18 protein-coding genes are annotated in these 17,923 nt (G+C 64.2%); 9 read left to right on the forward strand and 9 right to left on the reverse strand.

Annotated features, from left to right (window positions below; all coding sequences use genetic code 11):
* Positions 1–57: 57 nt before the first annotated feature.
* The gene (locus GJV37_RS12810) at positions 58–1,083 is read right to left on the reverse strand and encodes an alpha/beta hydrolase family protein (RefSeq protein ID WP_024764473.1); all 1,026 of its coding nucleotides are present in this window, start codon (positions 1,081–1,083) and stop codon (positions 58–60) included.
* 185 nt (positions 1,084–1,268) lie between these two features.
* On the reverse strand, positions 1,269–1,877 hold the full coding sequence (locus tag GJV37_RS12815; RefSeq protein ID WP_038803664.1) for an FMN-dependent NADH-azoreductase: 609 nt from the start codon (positions 1,875–1,877) through the stop codon (positions 1,269–1,271).
* A 131-nt stretch (positions 1,878–2,008) separates the two neighbouring features.
* On the opposite strand from GJV37_RS12815, the gene GJV37_RS12820 reads away from it, so the two are divergent.
* Positions 2,009–2,914 carry a LysR substrate-binding domain-containing protein gene (locus GJV37_RS12820; protein ID WP_024764472.1) on the forward strand — a complete coding sequence of 302 codons (906 nt, stop codon included), beginning with the start codon at positions 2,009–2,011 and terminating at the stop codon, positions 2,912–2,914.
* A 9-nt stretch (positions 2,915–2,923) separates the two neighbouring features.
* Here GJV37_RS12820 and GJV37_RS12825 read toward each other — a convergent pair whose 3' ends face one another.
* Both GJV37_RS12825 and GJV37_RS12830 read right to left on the reverse strand, forming a co-directional pair.
* Complete coding sequence (locus GJV37_RS12825; RefSeq protein WP_024764471.1) at positions 2,924–3,634, reverse strand: DUF1294 domain-containing protein; 711 nt, start codon at positions 3,632–3,634, stop codon at positions 2,924–2,926.
* A 17-nt stretch (positions 3,635–3,651) separates the two neighbouring features.
* Positions 3,652–4,482, reverse strand: a complete 831-nt coding sequence (locus GJV37_RS12830; protein ID WP_084359299.1) for an undecaprenyl-diphosphate phosphatase — start codon at positions 4,480–4,482, stop codon at positions 3,652–3,654.
* Positions 4,483–5,106: 624 nt separating this feature from the next.
* On the opposite strand from GJV37_RS12830, the gene GJV37_RS12835 reads away from it, so the two are divergent.
* The 6 genes from GJV37_RS12835 to GJV37_RS12860 all read left to right on the forward strand — a co-directional run bounded on the left by GJV37_RS12835 (position 5,107) and on the right by GJV37_RS12860 (position 10,202).
* Complete coding sequence (locus GJV37_RS12835) at positions 5,107–5,595, forward strand: hypothetical protein (protein ID WP_024764469.1); 489 nt, start codon at positions 5,107–5,109, stop codon at positions 5,593–5,595.
* Between the two features lies 1 nt (position 5,596).
* Positions 5,597–6,184, forward strand: a complete 588-nt coding sequence (locus GJV37_RS12840) for an adhesin (RefSeq protein WP_084359297.1) — start codon at positions 5,597–5,599, stop codon at positions 6,182–6,184.
* A gap of 50 nt (positions 6,185–6,234) precedes the next feature.
* Positions 6,235–7,278 (forward strand): hypothetical protein, encoded by a 1,044-nt coding sequence (locus GJV37_RS12845; RefSeq protein ID WP_024764467.1) that lies wholly within the window; start codon positions 6,235–6,237, stop codon positions 7,276–7,278.
* Positions 7,279–7,337: 59 nt separating this feature from the next.
* Entirely contained in the window at positions 7,338–8,018 is a 681-nt protein-coding gene (locus GJV37_RS12850; RefSeq protein WP_038803665.1) for a C39 family peptidase, read from the forward strand.
* Between the two features lie 35 nt (positions 8,019–8,053).
* Positions 8,054–8,812, forward strand: coding sequence for a hypothetical protein (locus GJV37_RS12855; protein WP_037013686.1), 759 nt, complete (start codon positions 8,054–8,056; stop codon positions 8,810–8,812).
* Positions 8,813–8,903: 91 nt separating this feature from the next.
* Entirely contained in the window at positions 8,904–10,202 is a 1,299-nt protein-coding gene (locus GJV37_RS12860; RefSeq protein WP_024764465.1) for a transporter, read from the forward strand.
* Between the two features lie 56 nt (positions 10,203–10,258).
* Here the strand turns inward: GJV37_RS12860 and GJV37_RS12865 are convergent, their stop codons facing one another.
* Entirely contained in the window at positions 10,259–11,593 is a 1,335-nt protein-coding gene (locus GJV37_RS12865) for a sigma-54 dependent transcriptional regulator (protein ID WP_024764464.1), read from the reverse strand.
* A gap of 131 nt (positions 11,594–11,724) precedes the next feature.
* Complete coding sequence (locus GJV37_RS12870) at positions 11,725–13,215, reverse strand: RimK family protein (protein WP_170858764.1); 1,491 nt, start codon at positions 13,213–13,215, stop codon at positions 11,725–11,727.
* A gap of 139 nt (positions 13,216–13,354) precedes the next feature.
* Here GJV37_RS12870 and GJV37_RS12875 point away from each other — a divergent pair, with 139 nt between their 5' ends.
* Positions 13,355–14,449 (forward strand): GNAT family N-acetyltransferase/peptidase C39 family protein, encoded by a 1,095-nt coding sequence (locus GJV37_RS12875; protein ID WP_193452615.1) that lies wholly within the window; start codon positions 13,355–13,357, stop codon positions 14,447–14,449.
* A 2-nt stretch (positions 14,450–14,451) separates the two neighbouring features.
* Here GJV37_RS12875 and GJV37_RS12880 read toward each other — a convergent pair whose 3' ends face one another.
* The 3 genes from GJV37_RS12880 to GJV37_RS12890 are packed head-to-tail and all read right to left on the reverse strand — an operon-like array spanning position 14,452 to position 16,532.
* Entirely contained in the window at positions 14,452–15,108 is a 657-nt protein-coding gene (locus GJV37_RS12880; RefSeq protein ID WP_084359295.1) for a response regulator, read from the reverse strand.
* Entirely contained in the window at positions 15,105–16,373 is a 1,269-nt protein-coding gene (locus GJV37_RS12885) for a sensor histidine kinase (protein ID WP_170858765.1), read from the reverse strand. The genes GJV37_RS12880 and GJV37_RS12885 overlap by 4 nt, the downstream gene beginning before the upstream one ends.
* A complete protein-coding gene (locus GJV37_RS12890; RefSeq protein WP_164488258.1) occupies positions 16,374–16,532 on the reverse strand; it encodes a hypothetical protein in 159 nt (52 codons plus the stop codon). It lies immediately after the preceding gene.
* A gap of 168 nt (positions 16,533–16,700) precedes the next feature.
* On the opposite strand from GJV37_RS12890, the gene GJV37_RS12895 reads away from it, so the two are divergent.
* Positions 16,701–17,903: an ABC transporter substrate-binding protein gene (locus GJV37_RS12895; RefSeq protein WP_170858766.1), complete on the forward strand. Its 1,203-nt coding sequence runs from the start codon at positions 16,701–16,703 to the stop codon at positions 17,901–17,903.
* Positions 17,904–17,923 lie beyond the last annotated feature (20 nt).

A 17,923-nucleotide genomic window follows, 5' to 3' on the forward strand; every position in this document is an offset into this window, starting at 1 on the left:
AAGCCCCGCTCTGTGCGGGGCTTTTTCTTGGGCGCATTCTAGTCAGGATTCCTTGCATCAGCGTCCCGACGTCTGCATCGTTGCGCTACCCAGGCTGACGTCGAAGAACTCCGCCGCCGAAGCGGCCAGGTCACGGTGGATGGCCTGGCGATCGAGTCCCTGGGTGTCAGTGCACAGGTCCGGCGTGGCTTCTTTTTCTTCTTCCGAACAGGGCGACATGAACACGAAGTGCCCTGCCCCATCCAGCACCCGCAGGTCCGCCTGCTGTGGCAGCTTGCGAGCCAGTGCGGCGGCATTCTTCTTCCAGTCGAGGATATGGTCGTCATTGCCGGTGTAGAGCAGTACCGGCACCTGCACGTCTTCCAGCTCATGGGCGCCATACATCAAGCTCAGCGGCGCGAGCAGGAGCAAGGCGCCAACGCGCGGGTCGGCCATGGGCACCAGGTCGCTGCGGTCGGCGCGCACCTCGCCTTTCTCGCTACAGGCGTCACGGTCGTCCGGGCGCTGCTGGCAGTACTTGATCAGCCGCTCCAGGCGCGGCTGAGCGCCGGCCAGGATCAGGGCGGTCTCACCGCCGGCGGAATAGCCGATCACACCGACCTTGCGCGGGTCGACAATGGCCGCGATCTGCGGATCGAGCAGCGCGGCGCTGATGGTTTCGGAAACCTGCAGCGGCCGCCCGTAGAGATTGCTCAGCGCGCCCAGGCGGCTGTGGTCATGCAGGTTGTCGCCGGGATGCAGCAGCGTCACCACCACGAAGCCCTTGCGCACCAGCGCCTCGATCAGGTCGCGATGGGCCAGCGGCGTGCCGTAGTTGCCGTGGGACATCACCAGCAGCGGGAAGCGCCCGTTGGCGGTCTTGCCTTCATAGGCGACGTCGAGGATGAAATTGCCCAGGTGCAGGGGTTGTTCGGCGGCTCGCGTCGGGTAGAAGGCGATGGCCTTCATCGGCTGCTGATCCAGCGGGTCGCTCACCTGAAGGCGATGGAATCCGACGCCCCAACCGGAAGAGGCCCAGCTGGAGGTACTGACCGCGGTACCGAAAGTAACGAGCAGAAGAACCCAGAGCAGGCGCCTCGCCATGGTGCACACCGTCCCGTAACGACTCCAGATCAGGCGCCACGGGGCATGTCGCAGGAAAAAAAGCCGCCGGGCACCGCCAAACGGAAATATCTGCATAGTACGCGCCAGTTTTCAGCGCCCTGAAACGGCAGACGGACGGCAAAAGAAAAAGCCCCGCAATGCGGGGCTTTTTTCAGCGGCGTTACTCAGGCAGCGGCGAACTGGCTGGCAATGCTCGCCTGGGCGCCGGCAATGGCGTTGCGGCGCGGCTCGTCACCGTAGGCCAGACCTTCGGCACGCACGACCTCGATGTCAGTGATACCGAGGAAGTTCAGCACCAACTCGAGGTAGTTCTCGTGGGCGACACCGCTGGGTTGGCCGGCATGGATGCCGCCGGCGGTGGAGACGATGATGACTTTCTTGCCGCCAGCCAGGCCTTCGGGGCCGCTCTCGGTGTAGCGGAAGGTCTTGCCGGCAACGGCGATGCGATCGATCCAGGCCTTCAGCTGGCTGGGGATCGAGAAGTTGTACATCGGCGCGCCAATGACGATGGCGTCGGCAGCCAGGAATTCTTCGATGCTTTGCTCGCCCAGGGCGGCTTCGTGCTTCTGCGCGGCGTCGCGCAGTTCTGCCGGAGTGCCGGCGGCAACCAGGCTGGCGGCGGACAGGTGGCTGATGGCGTCAGCAGCGAGATCGCGATAGGTGACGTCGACGCCCTGCTCGGCGGCGGCCCAGGCAGCGACCAGTTCGGCGCTCAGTTGGCGGGAAGCGGAGTTGTCGCCGAGGATGCTCGAATCGATGTGCAGCAGTTTCATGTGTGTTCTCCAGGGAAGGTGCCAGGGGAATTGGCGGAGGAATTCGTCGTTGAAGGCAAGACTACGCATGTAGCCAATCTTCGATAAGTCGGCAAAAATGCAATGATTCGTCTCACCAGCAGGACAATCCCATGCAGGACCTCAATGACCTCTTCTATTTCGCCAAGGTGGTGGAGGCTGGTGGATTCGCCGCCGCCGGACGCCTGTTGGGCTTGCCGAAGTCGCGCCTCTCGCGGCGAGTAGCAGAGCTGGAAGCGCGCTTGAATGTGCGCCTGCTGCAACGCACTACCCGCAAACTGGCACTCACCGACCTGGGCGAGCGCTATTACCGGCACTGCCAGGCGATGCTGGTGGAAGCCGAGATGGCGGACGAGGTGGCCGCACAACTCAGTGCGGAACCGCGCGGACGGGTGAGGCTGTCGTGCCCGGTGGCGCTGGCGGAAACCTCGCTGAACGAGATGCTGCCGGGCTTTCTCGCCGCCTATCCGCAGGTGAACCTGGAGCTGATGCTGACCAACCGCCGCGTCGACCTGCTCAACGAAAGCATCGATGTCGCCCTGCGGGTGCGGGCGCCGGGAGACGAGGACCTGTCGCTGATCTCGCGGCGCCTGCGCCTGGCGAAGACCGCGCTGGTGGCGGCGCCGTCACTGCTCAAGGGCGTCAAGTTGCGCACGCCGGAAGACCTGGCCACCCTGCCCGTCCTTGGCGCCATCGACAATGACCGCCGCGTGCACATGAAACTGACCGGCCCCGAGGGAGAAGTGAAGGAAGTGGCGCTGGAAGCGCGTCTGGCGGTGGAGGACTTCAACCTGCGCAAGAACGTCGCGCTGGCGGGGCTGGGGGTGACCCTGCTGCCATTGCACTACTGCACCGAGGAACTGGAGGACGGTCGCCTGGTGCGCGTGCTGCCCGCCTGGAGCGAGCCGGAGGCCTACCTGCAGGCGGTTTATCCGCACCGGCGCGGCATTCTCCCGGCGGTTCGGGCGCTGCTCGATTACCTGGAGGAAGGCTTCTCCAAGGACGATTGGCCGGTCTGACGACTGCGCTTAGGCGGGATTCGCGCCCAGCCCCATCAATGCGCCGACCCAACCCAGCAGACGGCCGCCGCTGAGCCAGTCAATCCAGAACAACTGGTGCAGCAGCACGATGGCCCAGAACACCAGCTGGAACGACAGCTTACGGGTCTTGTGACGGAATACCTGCTGGGCGAGGAAGGCGCCGGGCCAGCCGCCGAGCAGCTCCAGCAGGTGCAGGCTCTGTTCGGGGGTGCGCCAGCCGTTGCGTTCGGCGCTGCGTTTGTCGCGCCAGTAGGCAAGGAAAGCCAGCGCGCTGAAGGCGGGATAGAGCAGCAGGAACCAGATGAAGTAGCCGTCCTTCAGCCAGAGCAGCGAGCCGATGACGGGTAGCGCCAGCAGCACCGCGAGAACCGCCAGCGCCCGCCCCAGCGAGCGCTTCGGCGCACTCGGGAAAGCCACTTCGCGACCGCTGCGGACGCGCTCGCGGGTGGCGGCGGGAGCAGGATTGCGGCGTATGGCCGGGGTATCGATGGCCAACCCGGCCAGCCTGGCGTGATCGGCGCGGGGGCGGCCGTCCTTGCCTGCGCCTTCGATGTAACACACCTGGTCGCCCGCTTCCGGACGGCGGTCGCCGCGGAAGTCGGAAATGTGCAGGAAGACTTCCCTGCCGCCGGCCTGGGGACGGATGAAGCCGAAGCCCTTGTCATCGTCCCAGCGGCTGATGATGCCGTTCTTTTCCACGTTCACTCGCTATCGGATCAGGGTTTGACGCTGCTCCAGTCGATCAGGGCGAACTGCCAGGTTGCCAGGATCAGCAGGCCGAACACGATACGGTACCAGGCGAAAGCCGCATAGCTGTGGTTGGCGATGAACTTGAGCAGGCCGCGCACGGCGATCATCGCGAAGATGAACGAGGTGACGAAGCCCACCGCGAACACCGGTAGATCCGCCGGCTGGAAGACATCGCGATACTTGTAGCCGGAATAGACCGCGGCGCCGACCATGGTGGGCATGGCGAGGAAGAAGGAGAACTCGGTGGCGGCCTTGCGCGACAGGCCGAACAGCAGGCCGCCGATGATGGTGGCGCCGGAGCGCGAGGTGCCAGGGATCAGCGCCAGGCACTGGCAGAAACCGACCTTCAGGGCTTCCTTCCAGGTCATGTCGTCGACGGTTTCGGCGTGGATCACGTGCTGGCGCTTCTCCGCCCAGAGCATGATCACGCCGCCCACTACCAGGGCCACGGCCACGGTGATCGGGTTGAACAGGTAATGGTGGATGTAGTCGGCGAAAGCCATACCCAGCACTACGGCGGGGAAGAAGGCGATCAGCAGGTTGAGGGTGAAGCGTTGCGCCCTGGGCTGGCTGGGCAGGCCAAAGATGATGTCGAGGATCTTGCGGCGGAACTCCCAGACCACCGCAAGGATGGCGGCGAGCTGGATGATGATGTTGAAGGCGTCGGCACGTTCGCCGCCAAAGCCGATGATATCCGCCACGATGATCTGGTGGCCGGTGCTGGAGATCGGCAGGAACTCGGTAAGCCCCTCGACCACGCCAAGAATGAAGGCCTGAAAGGCGCTCCACAGATCCATACTACTTCCCCCGCGAGGCACGCTGGCTCGCACGTTTCTAATGGTTTTTTCCGCTGCCTGCTCCGGGCGCGCAAGCGCCGCAACGGCGTCGCATGCTAATGCATCGGCCGTCGGGCGCCATGAAATTCACAAAAATTTCTCTTGCACAGCGCCGGCAGAGGAAGCGTTGGCAATTTCGCAAGGAATCTCTTCCCACCGTCGCCAGGAAGATGCAGACAACCACGATCCGGGCCGGTTCGCGCCATCATGCAAAATGCCTAATTCGTTGAAAATTCTCAGCACATTCGTACCAGAAAGCCTAGGAAATACCCTGATGTGTTAGTCCGACGAAACACTCGGGTCGCCGCAAACGCAGGCCCGCTGCAGCTTGACCCTCCCCGCCCAAAGTTGTGTATCAGGGATGCAACAGAATCCGCTTCATTGGTGATCCGCGCCCCGTGCTAGGGCCCGCGCAGGAGTTTCGTACGGCCGTTCTGTATCACCCGCGTGACACGTGCCTCTCGATGGCCCGCAGGGGTGAACGCTATCTCATTGATTAGCAATGGGTGTTCAAAAGCGGCACGCCCCCTGCTCCACCTTGGTACCGCTGGTTAGGGCTCAGCGCACCAAGAAGGAACCGCCATCATGTTGGGGAGCATCGCAAGGAGAGTCGCATCCTGCTCGCTGCTGGCCGCAGGTTTCGTCGCCTCAATCGCCATGCAGCCATTCGATCAGGCGCAGGCAGACAACGGCGTCATCGTGCTGCAACGCACGGTACAACCCAGGGTCGCCACGCGGCCGACCATGACGCCCGATCCGAATCCGATCACCGTCAACACCAACATCTCTTCCCAGGTCAACGCCACCGTTGGCGGCACGCTCGGCTCGAGTGAAGTGGGCGACGCGGAATTCGCCTCGGTCACCAGCGGCTCGGGCATCAACGCGATGATCCTGCCGGGCGGCAACCTGCCTGCCATGACGACCACCCAGGCCAACATCAGCAACACCGTCGGCAATGTCAACGCCGGCCACTCTTCGGGCGGCGGTGGTGCGGGTGCCGGATTGTCCAACCAGATCAATGGCGCCATCGGCCGTGGCCTGGCTCCGTTGCAGATGCTCGGTGGAGGACGCTGACATGCGCACCATCGTGTTCTGCGCCAGTGTCCTGCTGCCGCTGCTGGCCCATGCCGCCAGCCAGACCGAGCAGGACAATGCGGTAATCGACGGCAGCGGCCGCGACTACGTGGGCAACCTCTCGATCAACCAGGCTGCGGGCAACCAGCAACAGCAGAGCAACGCTCGCGCACTCGCCAACGGCACCAACGCCCACGCCTCAACCCATCAGAACCAACAGCTGCAACTGATCGACCCCGATGCCTCGTTGGATGCCAGCGCCAGCATCAGGGGCAACTCGTTCCAGGGCAGCGGTGTCGTCGGCGTCAACCAGGGCGCAGGCCTTGGCAACCAACAGATCAACGCCTTGCGGATCAGCGCGGCAAACACCGCGAACCATCCGGAAAGCCTCGATGACAGCACCCTCGCGCAAAGCGTAGCGGTGACCAGAAACTCGGGTTCCCCCGTAGCCATGCCCGGCCAGCGGATCGTCAATACCGACGATCAGGCATTCGCCGGCAGCGTGGGTGTGGTGCAGGTGAACCAGAGCGCTGGGGTTGGAAACCAGTCGTACAACAACCTCAGCATCAGAGTCGCGGGAGGACTCTGAACAACCAACCTAGCCCAACACTAGATGCACAATAAGCAAGGAGTAAGGCCATGAAAGCAAAACTGGTACTGACCCCGTTAGCAATGGCAATGGCAGCAGTGCTCTCCGTCGCGGCTTACGCCGACCAGGGCGGAGAAGGCAAAGGCAAGGACGATCACCACCATCAACAGCACCACCAGCAGCCCAGCATTCCTGACTGGCTCAAAGGTGGCGCAACTGCCACCGTGACCGATGCCCAGTACAACCACGGCAACCAGGTCACCAACAAAGGTACCCAGAACAATGCCAGCGCCAACGGCTCCATCGGCGGCGTATCGGGCAACGTAGGGGCCAACGTGGCGGCGGGCGACAACAACCAGCAGGCCAACGCCGTGGCACTGGCAACCGCCGACGAGAGCTTCGTCTTCGGCTATGCCAACGCTTCGACGTCTGTAACCCAACAGGCATACAACAACAAGCTGGACAACTACTCGACCGCCAACAACGCCAGCCTAAACAACTCGTTGCAAGGCATTTCGGGCAACTTCGGCGTCAACGTGGCCGCGGGCAACTATAACCAACAGAAAAACGACATGGCGGCTGCCGTTTCCAACGGCCAGTACACCAGTGCAGCTGGCAGCGCAACGCAAACCAGCAATGGCAACGTCACCACCAACAACTCCACTGTCAAGACCGAGTACGTACAGGTCGGCATGGGCTTCGTCGCAGGCGGCGGCTACAAGGGGATCTCCGACCAGCACGGCGATACCTACCTGGATACCTGGTCGGGCGAAACCCACCCGGGTGGTTCCAATACGGGCCACATCGACGTGGATAGCCAGGCTCAAGGGGCTTCAGACCGCCTGAACAACGGCGGCGCGCTGTCCTTCGACGAAGTGGGCACCATCGGCCTGGCCGGCTTCGCTACCGGCTACATTCCGGTGGTATCCGGCTTCAACAAGGCCGTCGTGAACAACGCCTCGTTGAACGGCTCGATCATTGGCGTCTCCGGCAACGTCGGCGTCAACGTGGCAGCCGGTGGCGGCAACCAGCAGACCAACTCGCTGTCCATCGGCGCCGGTTGCTCTGCCTGTGCCGGCAAGTCGACCTTCTGAGTGGCCGTATCGGGTCCCGGCTTCGGCCGGGGCCCCTTCCAATGACGGGACCTGCCGCCATGCGCTCTCTCTTTGCCCTGACGTTGCTATTGCTGACCGGAATCGCCGACGCGGCCTACCTGCCGTTCGCTGCGTTGCCTGGCGGCAACCTCGCTTATAAGGAGGTCCAGAGCATTCGTGAGCGCCGCTTCGCCGATCTGGTGGAACAGAAAACCGACTTCAGCTGCGGCGCTGCCGCCCTGGCAACCATCCTCGAGAAGGCCTACAACGCCCCGCTGGATGAGCAGACCGTGATCCAGGGCATGCTGACCTATGCCGACGCCGACCAGGTGCGCAAACAAGGCTTCTCCATGCTGGATATGAAGCGCTACGTCGAGAGCATGGGCATGCGCGCCCGCGGTTATCGCATCCAGGCCGATCAGCTCGAGCAATTGAAGATTCCGGTGATCGTCCTGATGGAAATCCGTGGCTACAAGCACTTCGTGGTGCTGCAGCGGACGCAGGACAACTGGGTCTACGTCGGCGACCCCGCATTGGGCCACAAGAGGTACACCCGCGACGATTTCAACAAAGGCTGGAACGGCATCGTGTTCGCGGTGATCGGTCATGGCTATGACCGAAACAACCCTTTGCTGAGCCCGCCCGAACCCCTGACCGCGAGAGACCGACTGGACCACTTTCGCCCCGTCAGGGATGCCGATCTGATGGACTTTGGCTTCATTCACAGCGACTTCTTCTGAGAATGAGCGGAGCAGGACAGCTCCTGGAGAACGCCATGAAACGACAACTCCTGCTTGCCGCGAGCTGCCTTGCCGCAAGTTTCCAGTTACCGGCGGCCACCCTGTTGCAGCCCGTGGAACTGAGCGATCTCGAACTATCCCAACTGCGCGGCCGGTTTGTCCTTCCGGACCGTATCATCAGCTTCGGGGTGACCATGTCCAGCATCTGGCAGAACGCCAACGGACAGAGCCTGGGAGCCCAGGTCAACATGCAGGTGCAGAACACCATGAACCTGCAGACGAAAATGCCGGTGGCAACTCCCGTCTTCAACGTCACCCTGCTCAACGGCCAGCAGAACAACCAGATCGCCACGCCCCCCGCCGGCACTGGCCAGGTCAATGGCGGCGCCGGCTTGAATCAGGTACAGGGCATTGCCCAAAGCGTACGCACCGCGGGTGACTACAACCAGGCCGGCAACGACATGACCATCGACGTCAAGCAGGCCGACACCGCCGGGCCGCTGCCCAGCGGCACCAGCAACCTGAACCAGAGCGTCACTACCGACGCCGGCACCGTCGCCGTGGCGGCCGCCAACAACGGTCTGCAACTGTCGGTCCAGGCCAACGGACAGGGCACCGCCCTGCAGACCATCGGCGCCAGTGGCGTCGCTCAGGCCATCGCGCTCAGCGGCAACGCCAATCTGGTACAGAACCTGGCCAACTTGAGCGTGGTGATGAAGAACAATCCAACGGCACTGAACAACATCAACTGCGCCCTCGACCAGCTCCGCGCGTTACGTCCCACAGGGTACTAGGACACGTCCTACAGTTTATTGAAAGTTGAACTAGGCTGAGATCACCACGCGTATTTCTCAACCAAACCAATAACGACCAGGGACGCCGGAAATGCGTAAATCCAGCTGTTTGCAGGCAGTGGTGTGTGCAACGTCCATCGTGACTTCGCTGACCGCACAGGCAGCCAGCGAAGCCGAGGTGGAGGCCCTGAAGAAGGAGCTTCTGGAGCTTCGCCAGCGTTATCAGGAGCAACAGAACGCCCTATCGGTGCTCGAACAGCGGGTACGCCAGGTCGAGAGCCAGCCCGCCCAGGCTCAGGGTATCGTCAAACCCATTCAGGCACCTTACCAGGCCAAGGCCGCCGCCCAGCAACAGCAGGTGGCTGCCGCTCAGGGCGCCCCGCGCAACAGCTCCGGCAGTACCTACGGCGAGTCCCTCAAGGACAACTCGCAACCCGCGCAAAGCGTGGAGAACATCTACCAGGACGCCAGCGGCTTCTTCGGCAATGGGGCATTCAGCGTCGAGACCGGCCTGACCTACAGCCGCTACGATACCCGCCAGCTGTTCCTCAACGGCTTCTTGGCGCTCGACTCGATCTTCCTCGGCAACATCGGCGTTGACCAGATCGAGGCCGATATCTGGACCCTGGACCTCACCGCCCGCTACAACTGGCGCAATCGCTGGCAGTTCGACGTGAACGTGCCAGTGGTGTATCGCGAGTCCACCTACGAGTCGGCCGGCGCTGGCGGCAGCACCAACCAGATTTCCTCGGAATCGGTCACCGGCGACCCGCGCATCGGCGACGTCAACGTCGGCATCTCCTACAAGTTCATGGACGAGAGCGACAGCCGTCCGGACATGGTCGCCAGCTTCCGGGTCAAGGCGCCCACCGGCAAGGACCCGTATGGCATCAAGATCCACCAGGTGCCGGGCAACAATAACCTCAACGTCCCCGACGACCTGCCCACCGGCAACGGCGTCTGGTCGATCACCCCGGGCATCTCGATCGTCAAGACCGTCGACCCGGCGGTACTGTTCGGCAGCCTCTCCTATACCTACAACTTCGAAGAGTCATTCGACGACATCGACCCCTCCCAAGGCGTGAAGACCGGCGGCAAGGTCGACCTCGGCAACTGGTTCCAGATCGGCGCGGGCGTCGCCTTCGCGCTCAACGAGAAAATGAGCATGTCGTTCTCCTTCTCCGACCTGGTCAGCCAGAAGAGCAAGATCAAGCCCGACGGCGACAGCTGGCAGACCATCCAGGGCAGCGATGCCAACGCCGGCTACTTCAACTGGGGCCTGACCTACGCGGTCAGCCCGAAGCTGACCATCGTGCCGAACCTCTCCATCGGCATCACCCCGGACGCTCCCGACTTCACCTTCAGCGTAAAATTCCCCTACTACTTCTGACCGCGGAAACACGGAAGGCCCCTTTCGGGGCCTTCCTTTTTTAAAGCTCTAACCTTTCAGCGCAACTGATGCTTGTGCAACAAGCGATAGAAGGTTGGCCGCGAAATACCCAGCATCCGCGCCGCCACGCTGAGGTTATCGCCGTGCCGGGCCAGCGCATCGCACATGGCCTGTCGTTCGGCACCCAGCTTGTATTCCTCGAGCGTCACCAGCGGCAGATGGACCGAGCGTCCCTTCTCCCGCTCCAGCCCCAGATCACGGGCCTCGATCTGTCGCCCTTCGGCCAGCACCAGCCCGCGCCTTACCCGGTTGGCCAGCTCGCGCACATTGCCGGGCCAGCCATGCTCGGCCATTGCGGCCAGCGCGTCGTCCGAGAAACGCCGCGGCCGGCGGCCGGTCTCGACGCTGTAAAGGTGAGCGAAGTGATTGGCGAGCAACGCGAGGTCGCCGTTGCGCTCGCGCAGCGGCGACGTGGATACCTGGAGGACATTGAGCCGGTAGTACAGGTCTTCGCGGAACCGCCCGGCGCGGATGGCCTGCTCCAGGTCGACATGGGTCGCCGCCAGCACCCGCACATCGACATCGATGGGCTGGCTGCCGCCAACGCGCTCGATCTGCTTCTCCTGCAGCACACGCAACAGGTTGGCCTGCAGCTCCATCGGCAGATCGCCCACCTCGTCGAGGAACAGCGTGCCGCCATTGGCCTGTTCGAAGCGACCAATCTTGCGCTGATGCGCCCCGGTAAAGGAACCCTTCTCGTGGCCGAACAGCTCCGACTGGATCAGCGCTTCGGGCATTGCACCGCAGTTGATCGCCACGAAGGGGCGGATTGCCCTTCGCGACTGGCGGTGCAGCGTGCGCGCCACCAGCTCCTTGCCGGTGCCACTTTCGCCGCGAATCAGCACGGGGGACTCGGTGGGAGCGAACTTCGCCAGCAGTTTGCGCAGTTCGCGCACGTCCCGGCTTTCGCCCAACAGCTCATGTTCGCGCTCATCGCTGTGCACACTACCGCGCCCGCGCAGGCGCGCCATGCCAAAGGCGCGGCCGAGAGTGACCTGCACCCGCGCCACATCAAACGGCAAGGTATGAAAATCGAAGAACCATTCGCTGACGAAATCGCCCACTTCGTTCAGGGGCAAAACGTCAGGGCTGAGCACGGCTATCCACTCCGTGCCACTGCGGCTGATGAGTTCCTTGACGGACTCCCGGCGTTCGAGATGCCGGGGTTGCAAACGCAGCAGGCCGACGTCACAGCCGCGATTGCTGGCGTTATCCAGCTCGCAACTGTCTACCTCCCACCCTGCTGCCCGTAGTCCGGGTAATAACCTGCGGCAGTCGTCGCATGGATCAACCACCAGCAGGCGACGAAGATTCGCGGCTGCCTCGAGCATGCTCCCTTCCTTGGCGCCATTATTTTGAAAAACTTTAAAAAACAGTTGGTTGGCGCTCCAGTTTGTAAAGCTAGCAATATCTTGACGCCGCACATCGACCGTTTTCCTATAAGGTCAATGCCGAATCGATCTCACCATCCCAGCCCTCGCCGCTTGACTTCCAGCCGACGGACGAACTCCTCCAGCACCAGCTTGTAGAGATCGTCGCCCAGGTACACATCCTCCACGCCGCAGTCGATGTTCGGGTTGTCGTTCACCTCGATCACCACCACCCGCTCCCCCGACTGTTTCAGGTCCACGCCGTAGAGCCCGTCGCCAATCAGGTTCGCGGTTTTCACCGCCAGTTCCACCACTTTGCGCGGTGCCTCGTGGACGGCCATGGTGCGGAAATCGCCGCTCACTTCCTGCGCGCCAGGGCTGTGGTCGTAGATCTGCCAGTGCCCCTTGGACATGAAGTACTGGCAGGCGAATATGGGCTTCTGGTTGAGGACGCCGATCCGCCAGTCGTATTCGGTATAAAAGAACTCCTGCGCCAGCAGCAGCACCGAGCGCTCGAACAATTCGGCGCTGGCCTTGAGCAGCTCCTCCTGGTTGCCCACCTTGATCACCCCGCGCGAGAAGCTGCCGTCGGGGATCTTCAGCACCAGCGGGAAACCCAGGCGCTCGCCGACCTTTTCCAGCTCCTGCGGGTTGTCCTTGTAGAGGATTTCGGTGGCCGGCATGCCCAGCTTGTGGCTGCGCAGCAGGTCGGCCAGATAGACCTTGTTGGTGCAGCGCAGGATCGATACCGGGTCGTCCATCACCACCATGCCCTCGCTCTCGGCCTTCTTGGCGAAGCGATAGGTATGGTCGCTGACGCTGGTGGTCTCGCGGATCAGCAGCGCGTCGTATTCGGCCAGGCGCGAGTAGTCCTTCTTCTCGATCAGTTCGACGTCGATGCCCAGGGTCTTTCCGACGCGGATGAAATTCTTCAGCGCCTTGCGATCGGACGGCGGGAAAGCCTCCTCCGGATCGTGCAGGATCGCCAGGTCATAGCGGTACTGCTTGCGCGAGCGCGGCTTGCGCCATATCTGCCGGCTGAAGCCATCCAGGGCATTGGCGAATTGCTCCTCCTGATCCTCGCGCAGCTTGTGGATGTTCCCCGGTTTCACGCCTTCGATATGCCAGCCCCGGTTCTTGCGGAACTCCACCAGCAGCATCGGGCAGGGCAGCGCCTCGAACAGCTGGCGCGCCAGGTCCTGCAGCGGCTCGATGTCGGTGCGGCCGAAGTACAGCGTCAGGGTGAAACCGTCGGTGCTGCCGTAGGGATGATCGGCCAGCGCCTTGTCGAGGGTTTTCTCCAGGTCCTCCAGGGCCAGGCTGTAGAGCGACTTCTTCGCCAGCTCGCTGATGCTGCGCACCGACGGAATCACCTTGTGCCCGCGCGCCTCGGCCAGCAGCGAGCAGTAATAGCCATGGCCCAGGTACTTGTAGTTGCGGCACAGGTTGATCACCTGCACACGCTTGCCGTTGTCGTCGTCGATGGGCATCTCCAGGTATTCCTGGGCGCTGACCACATCTTCACTGGGATAGTAGGAGGCCCAGTCTTCCTTGCGCTCCACGATGATGAACAGCTTGCTCACGACACCTCCGAAGTTGCCCCGCGCTTGCCGCGCCGATAGGCCAGGACAATACTGGTTGCTGCTTCGACCGCACTGAACCGCGCCCGTTCGCAGCCAGCACCGACACGGTGCGCCCCGCAGATTAACGAATGCTTACCCTATGAAACTCCAGTTCCGCGCCGCCTCCGCCGACGACCTGCACGCCCTGGTCGAGATGGAAAACCGCTGTTTCGAACACGACCGCCTGTCCCGCCGCAACTTCCAGTGGATGATCACCCGCGCCCACGCCAGCCTCACCGTCGCCGAATCCGACGGCGTTCTGCTCGGCTACGCGCTGGTGCTGTTCCACCAGGGCACGTCACTGGCGCGCCTGTACTCCATTGCCGTGGACGAGCGTGCGCGCGGTATCGGCCTGGGCCAGAAGCTGCTGGACCACGCCGAGGCCGAGGCGCTGGAGAACGACTGCGCCTACCTGCGCCTGGAAGTACGGCCGGACAACCGCGGTGCCATCGCTCTCTATGAGCGTAACGGCTACCGTCCGTTTGCCACGGTGCGCGACTACTACGAAGACCACAGCGAAGCGCTGCGCTTCGAAAAGCGTATCCGCCAGATCAACGAACGCACGCACCGTCACGTGCCTTACTACCGGCAAACCACCGAGTTCACCTGCGGCCCCTCGGCGCTGCTGATGGCCATGGGTGCGCTGGAACCCCAGCGCCGTCTGGAGCGCAGCGAGGAACTGCGCCTGTGGCGCGAGGCGACCACCATCTACATGACCGCCGGCCACGGCGGCTGCAGCCCGCAGGGTCTGGCGCTGGCGGCGCACCGACGGGGATTCCGGGTGCAATTGCAGCTATCAGAAGATGGCCCGTTGTTCCTCGACGGCGTGCGCAGCGAGGAAAAGCGCGAGGTGATGCGCCTGGTCCACGAGGACTTTGCCGCCGAACTGGCTCGCAGCGACGTGGAGCAACTGCTGCTCAACCAGTTGGATATCGACAGCGCGCTGGAGGCAGGCGGTCAGCCGATGGTGCTGATCAGCAGCTACCGCCTGACCCGCTCCAAGGCGCCGCACTGGGTGACGGTCACCGACTGCGACGAGGACTTCGTCTACCTGCACGACCCCGACGTCGACCACAGCCAGCACCGCGAGCCGCTGGACTGCCAGCACATCCCGGTGAGCCACGCGGAGTTCGAGCAGATGAGCCGCTTCGGCCGCAGCAAGCTGCGCGCGGCGGTGATCCTCTACCAGCGCTGACGCTAGCCGGCGATGGCTTCGCCACCGACCCGCAGCACGCCGGTATCGATCGCCAGGTGCACCAGTTCAGCGTGGGACACCACCTGCAGCTTCTGCTTGAGCAGGGTGACGTGGTTCGACACCGTCTTGGCGCTGATGCACAGGTGTTCCGCCACCTGCCGCACCGGCAGGCCGCGGGCGAGCATCACGAAGATCTCGAACTCGCGCTGGGTCATGCCCTGCAGGCGCGGGTCCTGGCCGTCGGCGCCCCGGGGCTGGCGCGCCAGCTGGGTGGCCAGCGGCTGCTCGATGTACGCATGCCCCGCCAATATTCGCCTGACCGCCTCCACCAGCACCGCCGGCGAGGCGCCCTTGGTGATATAGCCCGCCGCGCCGGCGTCCAGCGCCTGGCGTACCAGCGGCAGCTCGTCGTGCATGCTGAAGAACAGCACGCGCAGTTGTGGCAGGCGCTGGCGCAACCGCCGGGTGACTTCCAGGCCACTGATGCCGGGCAGGCCGATATCCAGGATCACCAGGCTCGGCACGCTGCGCTGCACCGCCTCCAGGGCGGACTCGCCATCGATGGCCTCGCTCACCTCGACCTCGGGGATCAGCCCGCGCAGCAGTGCGGCGACGCCGTCGCGGACCACGAAATGATCGTCCACCAGCAGGATCTTCACGCCCTCTCTCCTTCCATCACACCGGTTGCCAACGGCATCCACAAGCGCAGGGCCAGGCCGCCACCCGGTCGACGGCGCAGGTGCAGTTCGCCGCCCAGGCAACGGGCCCGCTCGTGCATGGAACGCATGCCGATGCCTGTTCGTGGCCGCCCGTTGCAGCCTCGCCCATCATCACGCACCCACAGGTAGAGCCGCCCGCAATGGCGTCGCAGGATCACCCGAACCCTCCGCGCGTCGGCATGTCGCGCCACGTTGGTCAGCGCCTCCTGTAGCAGGCGGTACAGGTGCGCCTTGGCCACTGTCGGCAGCGCCGGCAGTGGCTCCAGGTGCAGGCTGCACGTCACCCCCTGGCTGGCCTGCCATTGCCCGACGTGCAGCCGCAGCGCCTCTTCCAGGCTGACCCGCTCCAGCACCACCGGGTAAAGGTCGCGCACCAGCGCACGAAAACTCTCGTTGAGGCCCTGGCAATGCTGCTCCAGACGGTCGAGGGTGACGCATCCGATACCGTCCTGGCCTTCCAGGCTGCGCAGCAGGAATACCTGCGCGCGGATGCCGGCGAGGTACTGGCCGATGTCATCGTGCAGCGCCTGGGCCAACTGCTGGCGCTCACGCTCCTGCACCGCGAGCAGCGCGCGGGTCAGCTCGGCATTTTCCACACAGGCACGTTCCAGCTCGCCGACCATGCCGTTGAAGCCACTGGCCAGGCGCTGCGCCTCGGGCAGGGCATGGTCTGGCAGGCGTACCTGGAACTGGCCACGGGAGACATTCTCCAGGGCACCATGCAGTTGCTCCACCACCCGCAAGCCTCCCTGCACGGCCCAGCGGATCGCCAGCAGACTGGCCAGCAGCGATACACCGAACAGCACCAGCAGTTGCACCAGCGAATCGCGCACCTCGTCGATCTCGTCGCGCGGGTCCAGGCTCAATTGCACGCGTCGGCCATCGGCCAGCGTGAGCAGGGTCGGCGCCGGCAGGTCGGGATACAGGCGAGTCACCAGCCAGTCATCCAGGCCGGTGTGCGGTGCGGGCGCCCCCGAGTCCAGCCAGTGCACGCGCACGTGGCGCAGGCCGGCGGTGAGGTCGGGGTCCAGGCTGGCCGGGTCGCGCTGCGCGGCCTCACGCAGGTACTCGAGCACGCCCCGCGCGGCATCCATCTCACGGCGCACATCGTCGTTGCCCTGATGCACCAGCACCGCCAGGCAAACCCCCGCGAGCAGCGCGAAGAACAACCCGACCAGCAGGTTGATCCGCCACAGCGCGGACATCTAGTGCGCGCCGCGACAGGTCGTGATGCAGCCCACCGGCGCCACGGGCGCACGCAGCTCCGCCGCCGGCAGGTAACCGTTGCGCGTGTAGAGGAAATCGAAACCGAACAGGCTGAGCATCAGCAGGATCGGCAGGACGAGAGTGACGGCGATACGCATGGCGACGCTCCTCTTCTGGTTCTTGTAGCGCCATCCTAGGTCGCGGACGCGGCGCGCAACCTACTACCTTGGTACTGCCCCACCGGTACTTTCTGCATATTTGCCGCGCCGTGGGCGATTCCTATGCTGGCCGCACAACAACAAGCCGGCCCACCCAGGGAGTCGCCCATGCGTCAGTTCGCCTTTCATGGCGTCGCCTATCTGCTCGCGGTTGCCTGCGCCGCTGCCTTCAGCCTCGGGGCTCGTGCCGAGGAAGCTCCTGCGCTGGAAATCCGCATCGGCTACCTGGGCTACACGCCCGATCCTGGCCCGCTGCTGTCCAACGTCATCCCCGAACCCACCGACGCCGGCCTGCGCGGCGCCGAATTGGCGATCACCGACAGCAACAGCACCGGGCGCTTCCTCAAGCACCGCTACAGCCTGGAAGCCGCCAGTTCCGACACCCCGGAAAAGCTGCTGGGCGAAGCCGGGCGCCTGCACGCCGCTGGCCTGCGCCTGTTCGTGGTCAACGCCCCGGCAGACACGCTGCGCCAACTGGCCGCCGCGCTTCCGGACAGCCTGCTGTTCAACGCCGGCGCTGCCGATGACGAACTGCGCGCCAGCCAGTGCGCGGCGAACGTGCTGCATACGCTGCCCAGCCGGCTGATGCTGACCGACGCCCTCACCCAGTTCCTGGTGCTGCGCAAGTGGACGCGCTGGCTGCTGATCGTCGGCCAGCGCCCGGAAGACGCCCTGTACGCCAACGCCCTGCGCCGCTCGGCCAAGCGCTTCGGCGCGAAGATAGTCGAAGAAAAACCCTTCACCTTCGATAACGATCAGCGCCGCAGCGCCCAGGCCGACATGGCGCTGTTCACCCAGTCCGGCGAGGACTACGACGCCGTGCTGGTAGCCGACGAGCACGGCGACTTCGGCGAGTACGTGCCCTACAACACCTGGTTGCCGCGGCCCGTCGCCGGCACCCAGGGGCTGGTCGCCACCGGCTGGCACAAGACGGTGGAAACCTACGGCGCCGCGCAGTTGCAGAAGCGCTTCGAGGAACGCGCCGGGCGCTGGATGAACGACCGCGACTTTGCCGCCTGGATCGCCGTGCGCAGCATCGCCAGCGCGGTGACGCGACTGCGCGACGCCGACCCCATGGCGATCCGCACGCTGTCGCTCTCCCCCGACCTGCCGCTGGACGGCTTCAAGGGCTACAAGCTCGGCTTCCGCCCGTGGGATGGCCAGCTGCGCCAGCCGATCCCGCTGGTACAGCCACGCGCGCTGGTCAGCACCTCCCCGCAGGAAGGCTTCCTGCACCCCGCCAGCGAACTCGACAGCCTCGGCCTGGACGCACCGGAAAGCCAGTGCCACCTCGCCGACACACAGCCATAAGAAGAACGCCCCATGAGGAA

Origin of the sequence: Pseudomonas nitroreducens (genome assembly GCF_010994165.1) — a bacterium.
Taxonomy (GTDB): domain Bacteria; phylum Pseudomonadota; class Gammaproteobacteria; order Pseudomonadales; family Pseudomonadaceae; genus Pseudomonas; species Pseudomonas nitroreducens.

Bases quoted from the DNA above. Each gene is read 5' to 3' on its own strand.
- GJV37_RS12890 (WP_164488258.1), bottom strand. From the start codon at position 16,532: ATGCGTATCGCCGTCACTCTCGTCCTGCCGATCCTGCTGATGCTCAGC.
- GJV37_RS12815 (WP_038803664.1), bottom strand. From the start codon at position 1,877: ATGAAACTGCTGCACATCGATTCGAGCATCCTCGGCGACAACTCCGCT.
- GJV37_RS12895 (WP_170858766.1), top strand. From the start codon at position 16,701: ATGCGTCAGTTCGCCTTTCATGGCGTCGCCTATCTGCTCGCGGTTGCC.
- GJV37_RS12820 (WP_024764472.1), top strand. From the start codon at position 2,009: ATGCAGGACCTCAATGACCTCTTCTATTTCGCCAAGGTGGTGGAGGCT.
- GJV37_RS12885 (WP_170858765.1), bottom strand. From the start codon at position 16,373: ATGTCCGCGCTGTGGCGGATCAACCTGCTGGTCGGGTTGTTCTTCGCG.
- GJV37_RS12855 (WP_037013686.1), top strand. From the start codon at position 8,054: ATGAAACGACAACTCCTGCTTGCCGCGAGCTGCCTTGCCGCAAGTTTC.
- GJV37_RS12845 (WP_024764467.1), top strand. From the start codon at position 6,235: ATGAAAGCAAAACTGGTACTGACCCCGTTAGCAATGGCAATGGCAGCA.
- GJV37_RS12865 (WP_024764464.1), bottom strand. From the start codon at position 11,593: ATGCTCGAGGCAGCCGCGAATCTTCGTCGCCTGCTGGTGGTTGATCCA.
- GJV37_RS12810 (WP_024764473.1), bottom strand. From the start codon at position 1,083: ATGGCGAGGCGCCTGCTCTGGGTTCTTCTGCTCGTTACTTTCGGTACC.
- GJV37_RS12830 (WP_084359299.1), bottom strand. From the start codon at position 4,482: ATGGATCTGTGGAGCGCCTTTCAGGCCTTCATTCTTGGCGTGGTCGAG.
- GJV37_RS12840 (WP_084359297.1), top strand. From the start codon at position 5,597: ATGCGCACCATCGTGTTCTGCGCCAGTGTCCTGCTGCCGCTGCTGGCC.
- GJV37_RS12860 (WP_024764465.1), top strand. From the start codon at position 8,904: ATGCGTAAATCCAGCTGTTTGCAGGCAGTGGTGTGTGCAACGTCCATC.
- GJV37_RS12875 (WP_193452615.1), top strand. From the start codon at position 13,355: ATGAAACTCCAGTTCCGCGCCGCCTCCGCCGACGACCTGCACGCCCTG.
- GJV37_RS12850 (WP_038803665.1), top strand. From the start codon at position 7,338: ATGCGCTCTCTCTTTGCCCTGACGTTGCTATTGCTGACCGGAATCGCC.
- GJV37_RS12835 (WP_024764469.1), top strand. From the start codon at position 5,107: ATGTTGGGGAGCATCGCAAGGAGAGTCGCATCCTGCTCGCTGCTGGCC.